The organism is Variovorax sp. UC122_21 (genome assembly GCF_044056785.1).
Classification (GTDB): Bacteria; Pseudomonadota; Gammaproteobacteria; order Burkholderiales; family Burkholderiaceae_C; genus Variovorax.
The window spans coordinates 3,602,143-3,618,538 of the sequence record NZ_CP172004.1 but is presented as its reverse complement, the minus strand read 5'-3'; the positions used below and the strand labels follow the sequence as shown (position 1 = coordinate 3,618,538).

Sequence of the window (16,396 nt, the reverse complement as noted above, 5' to 3'; positions counted from 1 at the left end):
AAGACACCATGGACCTGTTCACACACCCCGACGAAGCCGCGGTCATCCAGACGCTGCCGCTGTTCGAGATGATGCGCATGCGCGCCGCGACCACCGCGCGCCGCCATCCGCGGCTGGGCTTCGCCGCGACGGAACCGGGCACCGGCATGCGCTGGGTCAACCAGTTCACCCACACGCACCGCCGCCTCGGGCCCGAGGACCGGGAGGTGGTGAGCCCGAACAACGACACCGTCTACAGCAACGCCTGGCTCGACCTCCGCGAGGGGCCGGTGGTCATCGAGTCGCCCGACATGGGCGAGCGCTACTGGACCCTCGGGCTGCTCGATGCCTGGACCAACCCCTTCGCCTACGTGGGGCGGCGCACCACCGGCAACCGGGCGCAGCGCACGCTGGTCCATGGGCCGGGCTGGCGCGGCGCAGTGCCCGAGGGCATCACGCACACGATCCGCGCGGCGGGCGACGACGTCTGGCTGATCGGCCGCATCCTCGTGGAGGACGACGGCGCCGATGCCGAGCGCGTGCGCGCATTGCAGGCGGGTTTGCGGCTCGTGCGGCTCGATGGCGCCGACGCGGCGATGCGCGTCGACACCGTGCTCGACGGCCGCGACACGCGCATTCCCGCGCCCGAGCTGTATCGCCAGGTCGTGGAGGCCGCGCTGCGGCGCAATCCCGTGCCCGAGGGCGAGCGGCTCGCATGGCCGCCCGCGGCCGGCGCGCTCGAGGCCGCATTGCCGGCCGTCTACGAAGGCCTGCGCAACGCCGGCCAGCCGCACGACCTCGGCGGCGGCTGGGCCATCCCGGTCATGGTGCGCACGCACTGGGGCGACGATCTGCCGACGCGCGCGCGCATCGCGCGCAACTTCATCGGTGCGCTCGGCATCGACGAGGCGATGTACCCGACGGCCGAGGTCGACGCGCGGGGCGAGCCGCTCGATGGATCGCGGCGCTACGAGCTGCGCTTCGCGCCGGGCCGGGCGCCGAAGGTGGGCGCCTTCTGGTCGCTCACGATGTACCGACGCAGCGACTGCCTGTTCGTGGCCAACCCGATCGCGCGCTATTCGATCGGCGACCGTACGCCGGGCCTGCGCCACGAGGCCGACGGCAGCCTCGCGATCCGGCTGCAGGCCGACGATCCGGGGCCGGGCATGAACTGGCTGCCCGCGCCGCGCGACGAGCGGTTCTATGTGGTGCTGAGGCTCTACCAGCCGCATGCCGACCATCTGGCGCTGCGCTTCGACTATCCGCCGATCCGGCAGGCTTGAGACACGACGAACGAACACACTTAAAAAAATGGAGACGACACGCATGACGACCCTGAACCGCCGCCACCTTCTCGCCGCGGCCGCCGGCCTGGCGCTGCCCTGGAGCGCGCCGGCTTTCGCGCAGGCCTGGCCCGCGCGGCCGATCCGCATGATCTCGCCCTATGGCGCGGGCGGCTCCAACGACATCCTCACGCGCGTGCTCGGCGACTTCCTCGGGCGCCGGCTGGGCCAGGGCATCGTGGTCGAGAACAAGGCGGGCGCGGGCACGCGCATCGCCAACGACTTCGTGGCCAAGGCGCCGCCCGATGGCTACACGCTGCTGCACGCGGCTGCGCCGATCGCCATCGGCGAGGCGCTGTACAAGGACCTGCCGTACGACGTGCACAAGAGCTTCGCCGCCATCGCCAGCACCGCGATCGCGCCGCTGTTCCTGGTGGTCAATGCCCAGGCGCCTTACAAGACGCTGGCCGAGTTCGTGAAGCATGCGAAGGCGCAGCCCGGGGGCGCCACCTTCGGCTCGCCGGGCGCGGGCTCCGCGCCGCACCTGACGGCCGAGCTGCTGCTGCGCGCGGCGGGCGCCAAGGGCGTGGTGGTGCAGTACCGCGGCGACGCGCCGGCCTACACCGAACTGCTGGCCGGGCGCATCGACGCCACGCTGACCGCCATCTCGACCGCGGTGCCGCACATCCAGGCCGGCAAGCTGCGGGTGCTGGGCGTGGCCAACGAGGAGCGTTCGCCGCTGTACCCCGATGCGCCCACCCTGCGCGAGCAGGGCCTGCCATCGGTCGTGGGCTACGGCTGGTACGGCATGCTGGCGCCCGCGGGCACGCCGGCGGCGGTGGTCGAGCGCCTGAATGCCGAGATCAACGCGGCCGTGGCCAACGCGGACGTGCGCCGCAAGGCCGAGGCGGCAGGACTGCAACTGCGTGGCGGCAGCGCCGCAGAGTTCAGCGCGTTCATCGGCAGCGAGACGCGCAAGTGGGCCCAGATCATCAAGGCCGCGAACATCACGGCGGAGTGAAAAGGCCCTAGACGATCCCGTCGAACATCATCACGTCGACCTCGTCGCCCGCGGCCACCGGGCCCTGGTCGTGGTGCAGCACCACGAGGCCATTGGCCTCGACCATCGAGCTGAGCACGCCCGAGCCCTGGTTGAGCGCCACCCGCACCTCGGGCAGCGTGCCGGGCACCGACTGCACGAAGCCGCGCTGGTACTCGGTGCGGCCCGGCTTCTTGCGGATCGGCCCGAGGCTGCGCGCGCGCAGCAGCGGCGGGTGCGCGGCAGCGGCGGCATGGCAGCCCATCATGCGCAGCAACGCGGGCCGCACGAAGGCGAGGAAGGTGACCATCACGGCGACCGGGTTGCCGGGCAGGCCGAACAGCACGGCAGATTCCGAGCCCTGGGGCTCGCGCGGGATCAGGCCCACGGCCATGGGCCGGCCCGGACGCATCGCGACGCGCCAGAAGGCGATGTCGCCGAGCTGCCGCATCACGTCGCGCGTGTGGTCGGCCGCGCCGGCGCTGACGCCGCCGCTGGTGACGATGGCATCGGCCTCGCGCGCCGCGCGCTGCACGGCCGCCGCCAGCGAAGCGGGATCGTCGCGCACCAGGCCGAGGTCGATGACCTCGCAGCCCAGCCGCTCGAGCAGGGCGGTGACGGTGTAGCGGTTGCTGTCGTAGACCGCGCCCTCGCGCGGCGTGTCGCCGACCTCGAGGATCTCGTCGCCGGTCGACAGGCAGGCCACGCGCAGCCGGCGCAGCACCGGCACGCCGGTCAGGCCCAGGCTCGCGACCATGCCGAGCGCGGCGGGCGACAACCGCTGGCCGCGGCGCAGCGCGGGCTGTCCCTGCATCAGGTCCTCGCCCGCGAGGCGGCGGTTGTCGCCGCGGCGCACCACGCGCGCGGGGAAGCTCAGGCGATCGTCCTCGACGCGGCAGAACTCCTGCGGGATCACGGTGTCGAGCCCGGCGGGCATGACGGCGCCGGTCATGATGCGCACCGCGTCGCCCGGGGCCAGGGCGCCGCGCCAGGTGGCGCCGGCCAGCGCGGTGCCGGCGATGCGCAGCGAGACCGAGGCATCGCTGGGCGCGTCGTCGCGCAGCAGCGCGCCGTCGAAGGCGAAGCCGTCCATGGCGGAGTTGTCGTGCGGCGGCACGCTGACGGGCGAGACGATGTCCTCGGCCAGCACCCGGCCGAGCGCCTGGCGCAGGCCGAGCTGTTCATGCTGCGCGACGACGGCGCCTTCGACCAGCCGCTCGATGAAACCGCGCACGCCGTCGACGCCGAGGTCCTGGGGGTCGTGGCCGGCGAGGCCGGCGGCGATGTCGGCGATGCGGCCCATCGGAGCGCTCATCCGCCGATGTAGCTCATCTCGACGCGGCGCTGCGTCTTGGCGCCGCCGTCGTCGGGGCCGCGCAGCGCGCGCAGTTCCGAGTAGCGGTCGGCGCGGCCCTGCCAGACGTGGCCGATGGCCGAGGCGATCTCCTCGTCGCTGGCGCCGCCGCGCAGCAGCGGGCGCAGGTCGTGGCCGGCGCTCGCGAACAGGCACAGGTAGAGCTTGCCCTCGGTCGACAGCCGCGCGCGGCTGCAGTCGTGGCAGAAGGCCTGCGTGACGCTGCTGATGACGCCGATCTCGCCGCGGCCGTCGGCATAGGCCCAGCGCTGGGCGGTCTCGCCGGCCGCGCTGGCCTCGAGCGGGCGCAGCGGGAACTCGGCGCCGATGCGCGCGACGACCTCGGCCGAGGGCAGCACCTCGTCCATGCGCCAGCCGTTGGTGGCGCCGACGTCCATGTATTCGATGAAACGCAGCACGACCTTGCCGTCGAGCTGGTCGCGGAAGTGGCGCGCCATCGGCAGGATCTCCTGCTCGTTGGTGCCGCGCTTGACCACCATGTTGACCTTGATCGGGCCCAGGCCCGCGGCATGCGCGGCCTCGATGCCGGCGAGCACGTCGGCGACAGGAAAGTCGACGTCGTTCATGTGGCGGAACACGGCGTCGTCGAGGCTGTCGAGGCTCACGGTCACGCGCTGCAGGCCGGCGGCCTTGAGCGCGGTGGCCTTGCGCTTGAGCAGCGAGCCGTTGGTGGTGAGCGTGAGCTCGAGCGGCTCGCCCGCGGGCGTGCGCAGCGCGGCGAGCTGTTCGATCAGGCCCTCGATGTTCTTGCGCAGCAGCGGCTCGCCGCCGGTCAGCCGGATCTTGCGCACGCCGTGCGCGGCGAACTGGCGCGCCAGCCGCGTGATCTCCTCGAAGCTCAGCAGCGCGCTGTGCGGCAGGTACTGGTAGTCCTTGTCGAACACGTCCTTCGGCATGCAGTAGCTGCAGCGGAAGTTGCAGCGGTCGGTCACGCTGATGCGCAGGTCGGTCAGCGGCCGGCCCAGGCGGTCGTGCAGCACGCCGGTGGCGGGCAGTGCAACGCCGGGCACGACGGGGGCGGGGCGCGCGCGGCCGATCTCGGCGATCGGGATGACGGTGCTGTGGCTGCTGCGGTTGTTCATGGGGCGGAAGCTCCGATTTTGCGCCATGGGCCAAGGGCCCGTGCCGCGCAGGCTACTGGATCGCGCCGCGGCGGACCTTGCCCGCGGTCAAGCTTCGGCGATTCGGGGCCGTTCAACCGCGGCAGAGCTTGAGGTTGGTACGGGTGGCGCGCACCACCGGCAGGTAGATCTCGGCGTCGGCCGGCGGGTACTCCTCCTGGATCTGCTCGTCGCTCTTGCCCGCGCTCTCGGCCAGCGGCGCCAGGGTCTGCAGGCAGGCGGCGCGGTCGCCGAGCTTGTACTGGGTCAGCGCGAGGTCGTTGCGCATCCAGCCCTTGCTGATCCAGTCCAGGGTCTTGTCGCACTGGCTGAGCACCGGCGCCAGCGTGGTGAGGGCGGCGGCGTAGTCGCGCGCGTCGTAGCGGCGCTTGAAGCCCTGGCGCGAGGCGGCCACGGCCCGGTCGGTGCAGGCCGGCGCCGGGCGGGTGTAGGTGCCCTCGAAGGTGGCGCGGGCGCCGCAGCTGTCGCGGCACTGGTCGACGCCGTTGCTGCCGACCTTGACCGTGCCGCCGTCGACGGTGAAATTCACCACGCAGCTCGAGTCGTCGAGTTTCGCCGTGCCGCGCGCGAGCGTGCCGTCGAGGGCGCAGGTGTGGGCGTTGGCGCCGATGGTCGTGATGTCGAAATGGCCGTTGGGCTTGATCCGCAGCGCGCCGTTGCCGCCCTCGTAGATGTACTCGCCGGGCGGCGGCGAGGCGAAGTCGGCGCGGGCGAGGCCGGCGGCCGCGAGCGCCAGCACGGGGAGGAGGCGGACGAAGGGCAGGGGGCGTGGAGCGTTCATCGGGCGTTCTTTGCTCGGGCGGCGACGGCCCGGCCAGTGTATCGGCCGCAAACCGTCTGGCGGGTTCTCGTCATTCTCGTGCCGCCTGTCTGGACATGGACAATGCGAACTATTATCATTTGTGCGCCTGAGTACGTAGCGAATGGACGACGCAAAGGGCTTCTTTCAACCAGGAGCTTTGTCATCGTGCCCTACGTTCTTCCCGCCTTGCCCTATGCCTTCGACGCGCTCGAGCCGCACATCGACGCGCAGACGATGGAAATCCACCATGGCAAGCACCACCAGACCTACGTCAACAACCTCAACGCCGCGCTCAAGGACACGCCGCACGAAGGCCAGCCGGTCGAGGCGCTGATCGCCGGCGTCGAGCAATTGCCCGAGGCCCTGCGCGCGGCGGTGCGCAACAACGGCGGCGGCCACGCCAACCACGGCCTGTTCTGGACCGTGATGGCGCCCGTGGGCCAGGGCGGCGGCGGCTTGCCCGAAGGCGAGCTCGCCAAGGCCATCGATGCCGACCTCGGCGGCTTCGAGGCCTTCAAGGAGGCCTTCACCAAGGCCGCGCTCACGCGCTTCGGCAGCGGCTGGGCCTGGCTCACGGTCACGCCCGCCGGCAAGCTCGCGGTGGAGAGCAGCGGCAACCAGGACAGCCCGCTGATGCGCGGCATCGGCTCGGGCAACGTGCCGATCCTCGGGCTCGACGTGTGGGAGCACGCCTACTACCTCAAGTACCAGAACCGCCGCCCGGAATACATCGCGGCCTTCTACAACGTCGTCAACTGGGCCGAGGTGGCCCGTCGCCATGCCGCGGCGCTGCGCGGCGGAAATCCCGACGCATGAACCCCGACAGCTCCGAGCAACCGGCCGCGGCCCCCGCCATGCACGGCCCGCGTCCCGCCCGCAGCGCGCGCGAATGGCTCGGGCTGGCGATCGTGGCGGCCGGCGCGCTCGTCGTGGTGGCGCACTTCTGGCGTTTCGTGACCGCCGACCCGGTGGTCTGGAACGCGTTCCTCGGCGGCTCGGTGGCGGCCTTCGCCACGGCGCTGGGCACCACGCCCGTGATCTTCTCGCAGCGCCTGCCCGACCGCGTGCAGGACACGCTGTTCGGCTTCGGCGCTGGCGTGATGCTCGCGGCCTGTGCCTTCTCGCTGATCATTCCGGGCCTCGAGGCCGCCAAGTCGATCGGCGTCTTCGGCGGTGGCGACTGGGCCGCCGGCGGCGTGATCGGCGGTGCGATCCTGCTCGGCGGCATCGCGCTGATGGTGATGGACCGCGTGCTGCCGCACGAGCATTTCATCAAGGGCCGCGAGGGGCAGGCGGCGCGCCAGATCCGGCGCACCTGGCTCTTCGTGTTCGCGATCGCGCTGCACAACGTGCCCGAGGGGCTGGCGATCGGTGTCGGCTACGCGGGCAACAACGGCCTGCGCGCCGACGCGCTGGCCACCGGCATCGCGATCCAGGACGTGCCCGAGGGCCTGGTGGTGGCGGTGGCGCTGCTGGCCGCGGGCTACAGCCGCATGTTCGCCGTGCTGATCGGCATGGCCTCGGGCCTGGTCGAGCCGCTGGGCGCGGTGCTCGGCGCGGCCGTGGTCGGCCATTCGGCGATGCTGCTGCCCTGGGGGCTCGGCTTCGCGGCGGGCGCGATGTTGTTCGTGATCAGCCACGAGATCATTCCCGAGTCGCACCGCAAGGGGCACGAGGCCTTCGCCACCGGCGGGCTCATGGTGGGCTTCGTGCTGATGATGCTGCTCGATACGGCGCTGGGCTGAGCGGCTGCTAGCCGCAAGAAAAACGCGGCGGGCCTGGCGGTCCGCCGCGTTTTTCTTGAAGGGAGGCGATCTCAGCCGTGCTTCACCGCCACAGTCTTCAGCGTGGTGAAGCCGTACAGCGCCTCGAAGCCCTTCTCGCGGCCGTAGCCCGAGGACTTGACGCCGCCGAAGGGCAGCTCGACGCCGCCGCCGGCGCCGTAGTTGTTGATGAACACCTGGCCGCTGCGCACGCGTTTGGCCATGCGGAACTGGCGCGCGCCGTTCTCGGTCCAGATGCCGGCGACCAGGCCGAACTGGGTGGCGTTGGCAAGTGCCACCGCTTCGTCCTCGTCGGCGAAGGCCATGGCGGCGAGCACCGGGCCGAACACTTCCTCCTGTGCGAGGCGGTGGGTCACCGGCACGTCGCGCAGCAGCGTGGGCGCCTGGTAGAAGCCGGTCTCGGGCGCCTCGTCGACCACGATGCCCTGCGCCACCATCGGGATGCCGGCCACCTGCGCGTCGCTGAGGAAGTCCCACACGCGCTGCTGCTGGGTCTGGCGGATCAGCGGACCGACGTCGAGGTCCATCGCGGCCGGGCCCACGCGCAGCGCCTCGAAGGCGTGGCCCAGGCGCTCGAGCAGCGGCTCGTAGATGGCTCGCTCGACCAGCACGCGCGAGCCGGCCGAGCAGGTCTGGCCGGCGTTCTGCACGATGGCGTTGATCAGCACCGGGATCGCCGCGTCGAGGTTGGCGTCGGCGAAGATGATCTGCGGGCTCTTGCCGCCGAGCTCGAGCGTGACCGGGCAATGGCGCTCGGCCGCCACCTGCTGGATCAAGGTGCCGATCTTCGGGCTGCCGGTGAAGCTGATGTGGTCGATGCCCTCGTGGCGCGCGAGCGCGTCGCCCACCTCGTGGCCGTAACCCGTGACGATGTTGAGCGCGCCGGCCGGAAAGCCGACCTCGGCCGCGAGCTGCGCGACGCGGATCAGCGACAGGCAGGCGTCCTCGGCCGGCTTGACCACGCAGACGTTGCCGGCCGCGAGCGCGCCGCCCACGCTGCGTCCGAAGATCTGCATCGGGTAGTTCCAGGGGATCACGTGGCCGGTCACGCCGTGCGGCTCGCGCCAGGTGAAGACGCTGTAGCCGTCCTGGTAGGGGATGGTCTCGCCGTGCAGCTTGTCGCAGGCACCGGCATAGAACTCGAAGTAGCGCACCAGCGCGAGCGCATCGGCGCGCGCCTGCTTCACGGGCTTGCCGCAGTCGCGCTGCTCGATCGCCGCGAGCTCGTCGACATGCTCGGCGATCTTCTGCGAGAGCTTGAACAGCAGCCGGCCACGGTCGGCCGCGCTGACCTTGTGCCACACGCCCTCGAAGCAGTCGCGCGCGGCGCGCACCGCGCTGTCGATGTCGGCGGCATTGCTGCGCTGGATCTCGTCGTAGGGCTGGCCGTCGGAAGGGTCGATGACGGGGAGGGTGCGGCCGGAGGCCGAGGGAACGTCGGCGTTGGCGATGAAGTTGAGCTGCATGGGCCGGGATTTTGCGCGAAGCGGCGAAACCCCGCGCGGCGCCTACCGTGCGGCCTTGGGCAGCGCCTTCACCGCATTGAGCATGCGCTCGACATGCTTGTCGGGATTGAGGTTCTGGTAGTACGAGGCGACCCTGCCGTCGGGCGCGATCACGTACGACAGCCGGTTGGCGAAGTCGGGCCGGGTCTGCATCACCGCGTCGAAGGACTGGATCACGCTCTTCGATTCGTCGGAGGCGACCGGAAATCGGCTCTGGCAGGACTTGACCGAGAACTTCGACAGCGTGTCGATGTCGTCGGCCGAGACGCCGATCACCGTCGCGCCCAGGGCCGCGAACTGGTCGATGGCCTCGGCGAAGGCATGGGCCTCGATCGAGCACTCGTTCGAGTCGGCGGCCGGGAAGAAGTACAGCACCACCGGCCCCTTGGCGAGCGCATCGGCCAGCGAGTAGCGGAAGGTCTTGCCGCCGAGCGCGGCGGTGGCGGTGAAGCGGGGCGCGGGGTCGCCGATGTCGAGCGCGGCGCGCGCGGGTGCGCAGAGCGCCGCCGCGGCCAGCGCGAGTGCTCCGAATGCCGCGCGCGAGAAGGTCGGAAGTTGCATGGCGGTGTGCTCCGGTCGCTGTGGGGGCGGATTCTAGGACGATGCCGCCGCTGAAACCGGCGCGGCGTGCGCGCCGTACTTGCCGCAGGGGCCGCGCTCGAAAAGAGGGAAGATGCGGCCCCGGGAGCGCGCTCATCGCGCCGATGGCGGGGAAGAACGGAAAATGACGACGAATGCCTGGATCCGGCGCGCGCTGCGCCTCGTGTACGCCCTCGGCGTGGCCGCGACGCTCGCCGCCTGCGGTTCGCTGCCGCCCGCGCGCGAACGGCCCGCCGAGCATGCCGCGGCCTTCGATCCCTCGACCCGGCTGGCGAAGATCGCCGAGGCCTCGACGCCGCCCGGCGAGCACTCGGGCTTCCGGCTGATGCCGCTGGGCGTGTATTCGCTCGACGCGCGCATCCAGCTCGCGCAGCGGGCCCAGCGTTCGCTCGTGGTGCAGTACTACCAGCTCGAGAACGACGCCACCGGCCGGCTGCTGCTGCGTTCGCTGCGCGAGGCGGCCGCGCGCGGCGTGCAGGTGCGCCTGCTGGTCGACGACCTCTACACCATGAAGAGCCAGCAACTGCTGCTGGCGCTGGCCGCCGTGCCCAACGTGCAGGTGCGGCTGTTCAATCCCTTCTGCTGCGGGCGCGGCGGCGGGCTCTTGTCGCGCTTCGCGGCCTCGCCGCTGGAGATCGCGCGGCTCAACCACCGCATGCACAACAAGCTGTTCATCGCCGACGGCGCGATGGCGGTGGTGGGCGGGCGCAACATCGCCGACGAGTACTTCGTGCTCAGCGAGGCGCAGAACTTCATCGACATGGACGCGCTGGTGGTCGGCAAGGTGGTGCCGCAGCTCGAATCGATCTTCGACACTTACTGGAACAGCCGGCAGGTCTGGCCGGTGGCCGACATCGTGACGGGCGAGGGCGGCCGTGCGCCGGGTGCGGCCGATTTCGATGCCTGGATCGGCATGGCCGCGCCGCCGCCGAAGATCGTGCTGCCGTCGGTCGACATCCTCGGCTACGGACCGATCGCCGAGGAGCTCGACGCGGGCCGCATGGGCCTGTTGTGGGGCGAGGCGCGCGCCATCGCCGATCCGCCGACCAAGCCGACCACCATGACCGCCGAGGAGGCCATCGCCACCAGCGTGACGATGAAGGTCTGGACCTTGATGCTCGATGCGCAGAGCGAGGTCGACCTGACCTCGCCCTACCTGGTACCGGGCGAGCGCGGCATGGCGGCCTTCGAGGAACTGACGAAGCGCAAGGTCAAGCTCACGCTGCTGACCAACTCGCTGGCCGCCAACGACGAGCCGCTGGTGCACACCGGCTACGTGCGCTACCGCGAACGGCTGCTGCGCAGCGGCGCCGACGTCTACGAGCTGAGCCCCAAGCGCACCAGCGCGGGCGAGCGCTTCGGCATGTTCGGCAAGTCGCTGGGCCGGCTGCATGCCAAGACCGCGGCCATCGACAAGCGCCGCATCTTCATCGGCTCGATGAATCTCGACCCGCGCTCGGCCAGCCAGAACACCGAGATGGGCGTGGTGGCCGACAGCCCGCAGCTCGCGCGCGAGATGCTGCGCGTGATCAACATCAGCAAGCTGCAGAACTCCTACCGGCTGCGCCTGGCCAAGGGCACGGGCACCCTGGAATGGCTCACGACCGACGGCGAGAAGGAGCTGATCCTGACCGCCGAGCCCGAGTCGGATTTCTTCCAGCGCTTCTACAACATGCTGATCGCCCCGATCGTGCCCGAGATGCTGCTGTAGCCTCGGGGGGATGGCGCAGACCTTCACGTCCCTTTCCGCCCCGCAGGTGATGCTGTGGGGGCTGCTGTTCTTCGGCGGCATCTACCTCGGCTTCGGCGCGCTCAACACCCTGCTGACGAAGCGCGTGCTGCCGGCGCTGGGGATCGGCCGGGTGCTCGATCCGCGGCCGCTGCAGCCCGGGCAACTGCGGCGCGAGCTCACGCAATCGGGCATCTCGGTGCTGATCTTCGGGCTCGGCATGGTGTTTCCCTGGGGGCTGCTGCAGCTGGGCTGGGCGCGGCTCGATCCCGATGCGGGCTGGCGCCAGGTCGTGCTGGAGATCGTGGTGCTCGCGCTGTGGAACGACGTGCATTTCTGGCTCAACCACCGGCTGCTGCACACGCGCTGGCTGCGGCGCTTCCATGGGCCGCACCATCGCTCCTTCGTGACCACGCCCTGGGCCACCTACAGCTTCCATCCGCTGGAGGCCGCGATGCTCGGCAACGTGATCCTGCTGCCGATGGTGCTGCACGACTTCAGCTTCTGGTCGCTGGCCTCGGTGCCGGTGTTCAGCCTGTTCTTCAACAGCGTCGGGCATTCGAACTACGACTTCTTCCCGCGCGTGTCGTACAGCCACTGGTTCGCGGCCAGCCGCCGCCACCACCTGCACCACGCCTGCCACAACGGCAACTACGGCTTCCAGTTCACCTTCATGGACCGGCTCTTCGGCACCCGCATCGCGGCCGACGCGGCCGAGCCGCTGTTCCGGGGCTTTCGCGACAGGCAGCGCGGCCGTGCGGCCACGCACGATGGCAGGCCGGCCTGAGATGCCGCGGCTGCGTCACTGGCGCGACTGGCAGAGCCTGCTCTACCTCGCGGCCCTGCCGGCGCTCGCCGCCTGGCAATGGGTGCATGGGTTCAGCCTCTGGCTCTATGCGCCGATGCTGTTCCTCACGCTCGGCGTTGGCGTGATCCACCACAACCACGTGCACCTGCGCATGTGGCGCGGCCGGCGCATGAACCGCCTGACCGACTCCTGGATCACGCTGCTGCAGGGCCATCCGACCTTCGTGTTCTGGCCCGCGCACGTGGCGAACCACCACCGCCATCGCCATGGCCCGAACGATGTGGCGCGCACCTACCGCTTCGGCGGCGACAGCAACCATCTGCGCGGCTACCTGCTGCATCCGTTCCAGGCGGTGTGGGTGCTGTTCCCGCTGTTCATCGCGTGGCTGGGGCGGCTGCATCGCCATCGGCGCGGGGCCTGGCGCTACTGCATGGCGCAGTACGCGCTGTGGCTCGCGAGCTGGGCCGCGCTGCTCGCGCTCGACTGGCGCAAGGCGCTGGTGTTCGTGATCCTGCCGCAGCTGCACGGCCTGCACTGGCTGCTGGCCACCAACTACCTGCAGCACGCGCACGCCGACGGCCGCCGGCCCGAACGAGGGGCGCGCGGCGATACCCCGGGTACCCCGCTGAACTACGCGCGCAATTTCGAGGGCTGGGTCAATCCGCTGCTGTTCAACATCGGGCTCCACACAGCGCACCACGAGAACCCGCATGCCCATTGGTCCGAGCTCACGCATCTGCATCGCACGCACTACCGCGCGCGGGTCGATCCGTCGCTCAACGAGGGCGGGCTGGTGCCGTACATGGCGCGCGTGTTCGTGCTCGGCGCGCTCTGGCCGCGATGGCGCAGCCGACCGCTGATGCCGGGCGATTCCTTCACTTCCTGACACATGCCAGTTCCCTTCCAACGCGTCTACCTCGAAAGCGCCGGCTATTTCATGCCTGGCGACCCCGTGCCCAACGAGCGCATGGACGACTTCATCGCGCCGCTCAACCGGATGTCCGAGCGCATCAAGCGCCGCATCCTGGCCGAGAACGGCATCCAGACACGGCACTACGCGATCGATGCCGAAGGCGCGACGCGCCACACCAATGCGCAGATGGCGGCCGGCGCGATCCGCGACTGCCTGCAACGCGGCGGCGCCGAGCTGTCGCGCGTGTCGCTGCTGGCCAGCGGCTCCTCGGGCGGCGACACGCTGATGCCCGGCTTCGCCAACATGATCCAGGGCGAGCTCGCGGCAGCGCCGATGGAAACGCTCGCGGTGCACGGCATCTGCGCGGCCGGCGTGTCGGCGATACAGGCCGCGGCGCAGGGCATCGAGCTGGGCGCGCACCGCTCGGCGCTCGCGGTGGCCAGCGAGATGCCCTCGCGGCTGTTCAAGCGCTCGCGCTTCGCGGCGCGCGGCTACGAGACCGACTTCGACTCGCACTTCCTGCGCTGGATGCTGTCGGACGGCGCCGGGGCGCTGCTGCTGTCCGATGGCGCACCCGCGCTGGCCGGTTCGCCGGGCCTGCGGCTGCGCCTGAAGTGGGTGCACCAGCGCTCGTTCTCGGGTGACTACCCGGTCTGCATGCAGCTGGGCCTGACCGAGGACCGCGCGCGCGGCCACCTCGACTTCGCTTCCTGGTCCGAGGCCGAGGCGGCCGGCGCGCTGTCGCTGCGCCAGGACATCCGGCTGCTGCCGCACCTGTTCGACATCGGCATCCACGAGTACGCGGGGCTGGTGCGCGACGGCTGGGTCGATCCCAAGCGCGTCGACCATTTCCTCTGCCACTACTCGTCGGAGAAGTTCATCCCCGTGGTCGAGGACCTGATGGCCAAGGCCGAGCTGTCGATCCCGCGCGAGCGCTGGTGGAGCAACCTCGCGTGGCGCGGCAACACCGGGGCGGCGTCGATCCTGGTGATGCTGGCCGAGTTCCTCCACACCCGCGCGCTGAAGCCCGGCGAGCAGGTCTTCTGCTACGTGCCGGAGTCGGGGCGCTTCATGGCGGCCTACATGCTGTTCGAGGTGGAGGCGGTGGAGGCGCCGCCCGTGATGGTCGCGCCGCGCGCTACCGTGGCCACGGCCGACGACGAGCTCGTGATCGCGCCGCCGCACGACCCGGCCGCCGCGCCCGCGGGCCTGGGCGCGCTGCTGACCGAGCTGGCCGCCATCTGGCACGACTACCGCTCGCGCGTCTGGCGCACGCCGCTCGTGCGGCAGATCCGCGAGCGCCGCTTCGCCGTGCCCGACTACCTGAACTGGATGGAGCAGTGGGTGCCGCAAGTGCGCGAAGGCAGCCTCTGGATGCGCGAGGGCGCGGCCTCGCTGAGCGAGCCGTACCAGGCGCTGTCCTCGCTGATCGGCGTGCACGCGGGCGAGGAGCAGAACGACTTCCAGATCCTGTTCAGCGACTACCGCAAGGCCGGCGGCACGGTCGAGCGCATCGAGGACCTGCGCCGCAACCCGGGCGGCGAGGCGCTCAACGCCTACCTGCATGCGCTGGCCGCCACGCGCGACCCGATCGGCCTGCTGGGCGCGATCTACATCATCGAGGGCACGGGGCAGCGCATCGTGCCGGCGCTGCTGCCGCTGCTCAAGGCCAGCCTGCGGCTGCCGCCCGATGCCTTCCGCTTCCTCGAATACCACGGCCACAACGACGAGAACCACCTGAACCGCTGGTTGCTCGCGGTCGAGATGGTGATGGCCGTCGAGGGCCAGGCCCGCGCCGCGCGCCAGATCGCCGACACGGCGCGCCACACGGCCGCCCTCTACCTGATGCAGTTCCAGCACATCACCGAGCGGATTTCCCATGCGAACGCCTGAATTCCTGGCCCGCGGGCACGACGAGCGCGACCCCAGCCCCTGGCTGGCGCTCTACCTCGACCAGAGCACGCCGCTGCCCGACGAGGTCAAGGCCGCCTGGCTCGCCGATTCGAGCTCGGGCTCGCGGCAGTACCTGCTGCCGTTCCTGCGGCCGATCGCGCGCGCCACCATCATCCTGATCCAGGTGGTGAAGGTGTTCGTGCCGCGCAACTGGTCGCACTCGCGGCTGCTGCACCGCATCCTGGCCTGGGGGCTCCAGCATTTCGTCTCGCCCGAGGCCAACTGGCTGATCCTGCGGCATTTCCACCTGGGCTCGCAGGTGCTGGCCTTCATCGGGCGCAATTCACCGGCGCCGGTGGTCACCTCACCGCTGGAGCCGCCGGACATCGAGGCGCTGAAGGACGACATGTTCCTCAAGCACGACCTGAACCTCTTCAATTTCGTGATCCGGCTGAACCAGGCGCTGCGCGACCGCGGGCTGGCGCTGGGCAAGGCGGACGCGCCCGATTTCTCGATGATCCGGGAGCCCGCGCTGCGCCTGGAGGACATGCCGCATGGGCGGCTCAACTTCCTCGATCTGCAGAGCGCCATCGAGCTGTTCACGCCGCTCTACCAGCTGATGCTGACCGACAACGACTTCTGGCGCGCCGCCAACTCGCTGCAACTGGATGAAACCATCGGCATCTATGCCGCCACCATCCTCGCGGCGCCCGAGCACCTGATCCTGGTCAACAACAAGCATCCGCTGGTGCCGCTGTCGACCCTGCGGGCCGGGCACCGGCTGGTGATCCATGGCCTCTCGACCGAAATGCTGCACAGCCTGCTGCAGCGCATGAAGGCCGCGAGGAGCGGCGAGGGCGGCGAATCCGGCTTCGTCCCGGCCGGGGAAGGGGCTTCGGCCGACACCCCGCCACTTGCATAGGGGTATGCTGTCCCCAGATGCAGACCATGAACACGACCCACACTCCGTCCCCCAAGACCGATCTGTCGGTGACCCATGTGCTGGCCCAGTTGCTCGAGCGGCTGGAACACAGCAAGGTGCCCGTCGGTGCCGAGCAGTACCGCTCGGTGGTCGCGCACCTGGTGCACGAGTTCGAAGACGTCGAATCGGGCGCCGACCTCAGCCGCCTGCTCGACGCCTATCCGGCCGCCGCCGAGGTGTACGAGAACCTCAACTACCAGCACGCCGGCCTGTGCCGCTCCGCGCTCGACGCCTCGCTGGCGGCCGAGACCCGCGCCAGGGAAGCAATCGCGCGCGCCATGCGCCGCCCCGAACCGAACAAGAAGGAAGAAACCGATGGCCAAGGCTGAGGTGAAGACTGCCGTCCTGGAAGACGGCCTGCGCTACAAGTCGAAGACGCCGGGGTCCCCGTTCCGCGCCTCCGCGTCGTTCAGCGGCGCCACCATGTCGTGCTTCATGTGCGGCAAGCACCGCGTGCGTTCGCAGCTGCGCACCCGCCAGGTGCTCGGCAAGTCCCAGACCGTCTGCGCGCCGTCCTGCAAGGCGCTCGACGAGGCGCTGGAAGCCGCCGCGGCCGCGCCGTCGTCGCCCGAATGACCCAACG

At 70.6% G+C, this 16,396-nt stretch carries 16 protein-coding genes; 11 read left to right on the top strand and 5 right to left on the bottom strand.

The window, feature by feature from the left end; genetic code table 11:
• Nucleotides 1-8 precede the first annotated feature (8 nt).
• Nucleotides 9-1,262 carry a DUF1254 domain-containing protein gene (locus ACHMXE_RS29475; protein WP_395347703.1) on the top strand — a complete coding sequence of 418 codons (1,254 nt, stop codon included), beginning with the start codon at nucleotides 9-11 and terminating at the stop codon, nucleotides 1,260-1,262.
• 43 nt (nucleotides 1,263-1,305) lie between these two features.
• The gene (locus ACHMXE_RS29470) at nucleotides 1,306-2,283 is read left to right on the top strand and encodes a Bug family tripartite tricarboxylate transporter substrate binding protein (RefSeq protein WP_395347702.1); all 978 of its coding nucleotides are present in this window, start codon (nucleotides 1,306-1,308) and stop codon (nucleotides 2,281-2,283) included.
• Between the two features lie 7 nt (nucleotides 2,284-2,290).
• Here the strand turns inward: ACHMXE_RS29470 and glp are convergent, their stop codons facing one another.
• The 3 genes from glp to ACHMXE_RS29455 form a co-directional block, all read right to left on the bottom strand.
• Nucleotides 2,291-3,604, bottom strand: a complete 1,314-nt coding sequence (glp, locus tag ACHMXE_RS29465) for a gephyrin-like molybdotransferase Glp (protein WP_395352855.1) — start codon at nucleotides 3,602-3,604, stop codon at nucleotides 2,291-2,293.
• A gap of 8 nt (nucleotides 3,605-3,612) precedes the next feature.
• The gene (moaA, locus tag ACHMXE_RS29460; protein ID WP_395347701.1) at nucleotides 3,613-4,758 is read right to left on the bottom strand and encodes a GTP 3',8-cyclase MoaA; all 1,146 of its coding nucleotides are present in this window, start codon (nucleotides 4,756-4,758) and stop codon (nucleotides 3,613-3,615) included.
• A 112-nt stretch (nucleotides 4,759-4,870) separates the two neighbouring features.
• Nucleotides 4,871-5,578: a hypothetical protein gene (locus ACHMXE_RS29455; protein ID WP_395347700.1), complete on the bottom strand. Its 708-nt coding sequence runs from the start codon at nucleotides 5,576-5,578 to the stop codon at nucleotides 4,871-4,873.
• Between the two features lie 186 nt (nucleotides 5,579-5,764).
• Here ACHMXE_RS29455 and ACHMXE_RS29450 point away from each other — a divergent pair, with 186 nt between their 5' ends.
• Both ACHMXE_RS29450 and ACHMXE_RS29445 read left to right on the top strand, forming a co-directional pair.
• Nucleotides 5,765-6,415, top strand: coding sequence for a superoxide dismutase (locus ACHMXE_RS29450; RefSeq protein WP_395347698.1), 651 nt, complete (start codon nucleotides 5,765-5,767; stop codon nucleotides 6,413-6,415).
• 38 nt (nucleotides 6,416-6,453) lie between these two features.
• Nucleotides 6,454-7,344: a ZIP family metal transporter gene (locus ACHMXE_RS29445; protein WP_395352853.1), complete on the top strand. Its 891-nt coding sequence runs from the start codon at nucleotides 6,454-6,456 to the stop codon at nucleotides 7,342-7,344.
• Between the two features lie 71 nt (nucleotides 7,345-7,415).
• On the opposite strand, the gene ACHMXE_RS29440 is transcribed toward ACHMXE_RS29445, so the two are convergent.
• Nucleotides 7,416-8,849, bottom strand: a complete 1,434-nt coding sequence (locus ACHMXE_RS29440) for an aldehyde dehydrogenase family protein (protein WP_261213849.1) — start codon at nucleotides 8,847-8,849, stop codon at nucleotides 7,416-7,418.
• 42 nt (nucleotides 8,850-8,891) lie between these two features.
• On the bottom strand, nucleotides 8,892-9,449 hold the full coding sequence (locus ACHMXE_RS29435) for a peroxiredoxin (RefSeq protein WP_395347697.1): 558 nt from the start codon (nucleotides 9,447-9,449) through the stop codon (nucleotides 8,892-8,894).
• A gap of 163 nt (nucleotides 9,450-9,612) precedes the next feature.
• Between ACHMXE_RS29435 and ACHMXE_RS29430 the strand changes: the two genes are divergently transcribed.
• Genes ACHMXE_RS29430 through ACHMXE_RS29400 form a run of 7 tightly spaced genes read left to right on the top strand, consistent with a single transcriptional unit; the run spans nucleotide 9,613 to nucleotide 16,389 of the window.
• Nucleotides 9,613-11,199, top strand: coding sequence for a phospholipase D family protein (locus tag ACHMXE_RS29430; protein WP_209540638.1), 1,587 nt, complete (start codon nucleotides 9,613-9,615; stop codon nucleotides 11,197-11,199).
• A gap of 10 nt (nucleotides 11,200-11,209) precedes the next feature.
• Nucleotides 11,210-12,004 carry a sterol desaturase family protein gene (locus ACHMXE_RS29425; protein ID WP_395347696.1) on the top strand — a complete coding sequence of 265 codons (795 nt, stop codon included), beginning with the start codon at nucleotides 11,210-11,212 and terminating at the stop codon, nucleotides 12,002-12,004.
• The gene (locus ACHMXE_RS29420; RefSeq protein WP_395347695.1) at nucleotides 11,988-12,911 is read left to right on the top strand and encodes a fatty acid desaturase; all 924 of its coding nucleotides are present in this window, start codon (nucleotides 11,988-11,990) and stop codon (nucleotides 12,909-12,911) included. Before ACHMXE_RS29425 ends, ACHMXE_RS29420 begins: the two co-directional genes overlap by 17 nt.
• A 3-nt stretch (nucleotides 12,912-12,914) precedes the next feature.
• Nucleotides 12,915-14,831: an iron-containing redox enzyme family protein gene (locus tag ACHMXE_RS29415; protein ID WP_395347693.1), complete on the top strand. Its 1,917-nt coding sequence runs from the start codon at nucleotides 12,915-12,917 to the stop codon at nucleotides 14,829-14,831.
• Nucleotides 14,818-15,753: a DUF6999 family protein gene (locus tag ACHMXE_RS29410; RefSeq protein ID WP_395347692.1), complete on the top strand. Its 936-nt coding sequence runs from the start codon at nucleotides 14,818-14,820 to the stop codon at nucleotides 15,751-15,753. The genes ACHMXE_RS29415 and ACHMXE_RS29410 overlap by 14 nt, the downstream gene beginning before the upstream one ends.
• Before the next feature lie 17 nt (nucleotides 15,754-15,770).
• Nucleotides 15,771-16,142, top strand: a complete 372-nt coding sequence (locus ACHMXE_RS29405; protein ID WP_209540633.1) for a hypothetical protein — start codon at nucleotides 15,771-15,773, stop codon at nucleotides 16,140-16,142.
• Entirely contained in the window at nucleotides 16,129-16,389 is a 261-nt protein-coding gene (locus ACHMXE_RS29400; protein ID WP_057592505.1) for a hypothetical protein, read from the top strand. Before ACHMXE_RS29405 ends, ACHMXE_RS29400 begins: the two co-directional genes overlap by 14 nt.
• Nucleotides 16,390-16,396: the final 7 nt, after the last annotated feature.

What these genes read in the sequence shown, in the direction of transcription:
- moaA (WP_395347701.1), bottom strand. Translation starts at nt 4,758, where the DNA reads ATGAACAACCGCAGCAGCCACAGCACCGTCATCCCGATCGCCGAGATC.
- ACHMXE_RS29400 (WP_057592505.1), top strand. Translation starts at nt 16,129, where the DNA reads ATGGCCAAGGCTGAGGTGAAGACTGCCGTCCTGGAAGACGGCCTGCGC.
- ACHMXE_RS29415 (WP_395347693.1), top strand. Translation starts at nt 12,915, where the DNA reads ATGCCAGTTCCCTTCCAACGCGTCTACCTCGAAAGCGCCGGCTATTTC.
- ACHMXE_RS29425 (WP_395347696.1), top strand. Translation starts at nt 11,210, where the DNA reads ATGGCGCAGACCTTCACGTCCCTTTCCGCCCCGCAGGTGATGCTGTGG.
- ACHMXE_RS29475 (WP_395347703.1), top strand. Translation starts at nt 9, where the DNA reads ATGGACCTGTTCACACACCCCGACGAAGCCGCGGTCATCCAGACGCTG.
- ACHMXE_RS29455 (WP_395347700.1), bottom strand. Translation starts at nt 5,578, where the DNA reads ATGAACGCTCCACGCCCCCTGCCCTTCGTCCGCCTCCTCCCCGTGCTG.
- ACHMXE_RS29435 (WP_395347697.1), bottom strand. Translation starts at nt 9,449, where the DNA reads ATGCAACTTCCGACCTTCTCGCGCGCGGCATTCGGAGCACTCGCGCTG.
- ACHMXE_RS29470 (WP_395347702.1), top strand. Translation starts at nt 1,306, where the DNA reads ATGACGACCCTGAACCGCCGCCACCTTCTCGCCGCGGCCGCCGGCCTG.
- ACHMXE_RS29420 (WP_395347695.1), top strand. Translation starts at nt 11,988, where the DNA reads ATGGCAGGCCGGCCTGAGATGCCGCGGCTGCGTCACTGGCGCGACTGG.
- glp (WP_395352855.1), bottom strand. Translation starts at nt 3,604, where the DNA reads ATGGGCCGCATCGCCGACATCGCCGCCGGCCTCGCCGGCCACGACCCC.
- ACHMXE_RS29405 (WP_209540633.1), top strand. Translation starts at nt 15,771, where the DNA reads ATGCAGACCATGAACACGACCCACACTCCGTCCCCCAAGACCGATCTG.
- ACHMXE_RS29430 (WP_209540638.1), top strand. Translation starts at nt 9,613, where the DNA reads ATGACGACGAATGCCTGGATCCGGCGCGCGCTGCGCCTCGTGTACGCC.
- ACHMXE_RS29410 (WP_395347692.1), top strand. Translation starts at nt 14,818, where the DNA reads ATGCGAACGCCTGAATTCCTGGCCCGCGGGCACGACGAGCGCGACCCC.
- ACHMXE_RS29445 (WP_395352853.1), top strand. Translation starts at nt 6,454, where the DNA reads ATGCACGGCCCGCGTCCCGCCCGCAGCGCGCGCGAATGGCTCGGGCTG.
- ACHMXE_RS29440 (WP_261213849.1), bottom strand. Translation starts at nt 8,849, where the DNA reads ATGCAGCTCAACTTCATCGCCAACGCCGACGTTCCCTCGGCCTCCGGC.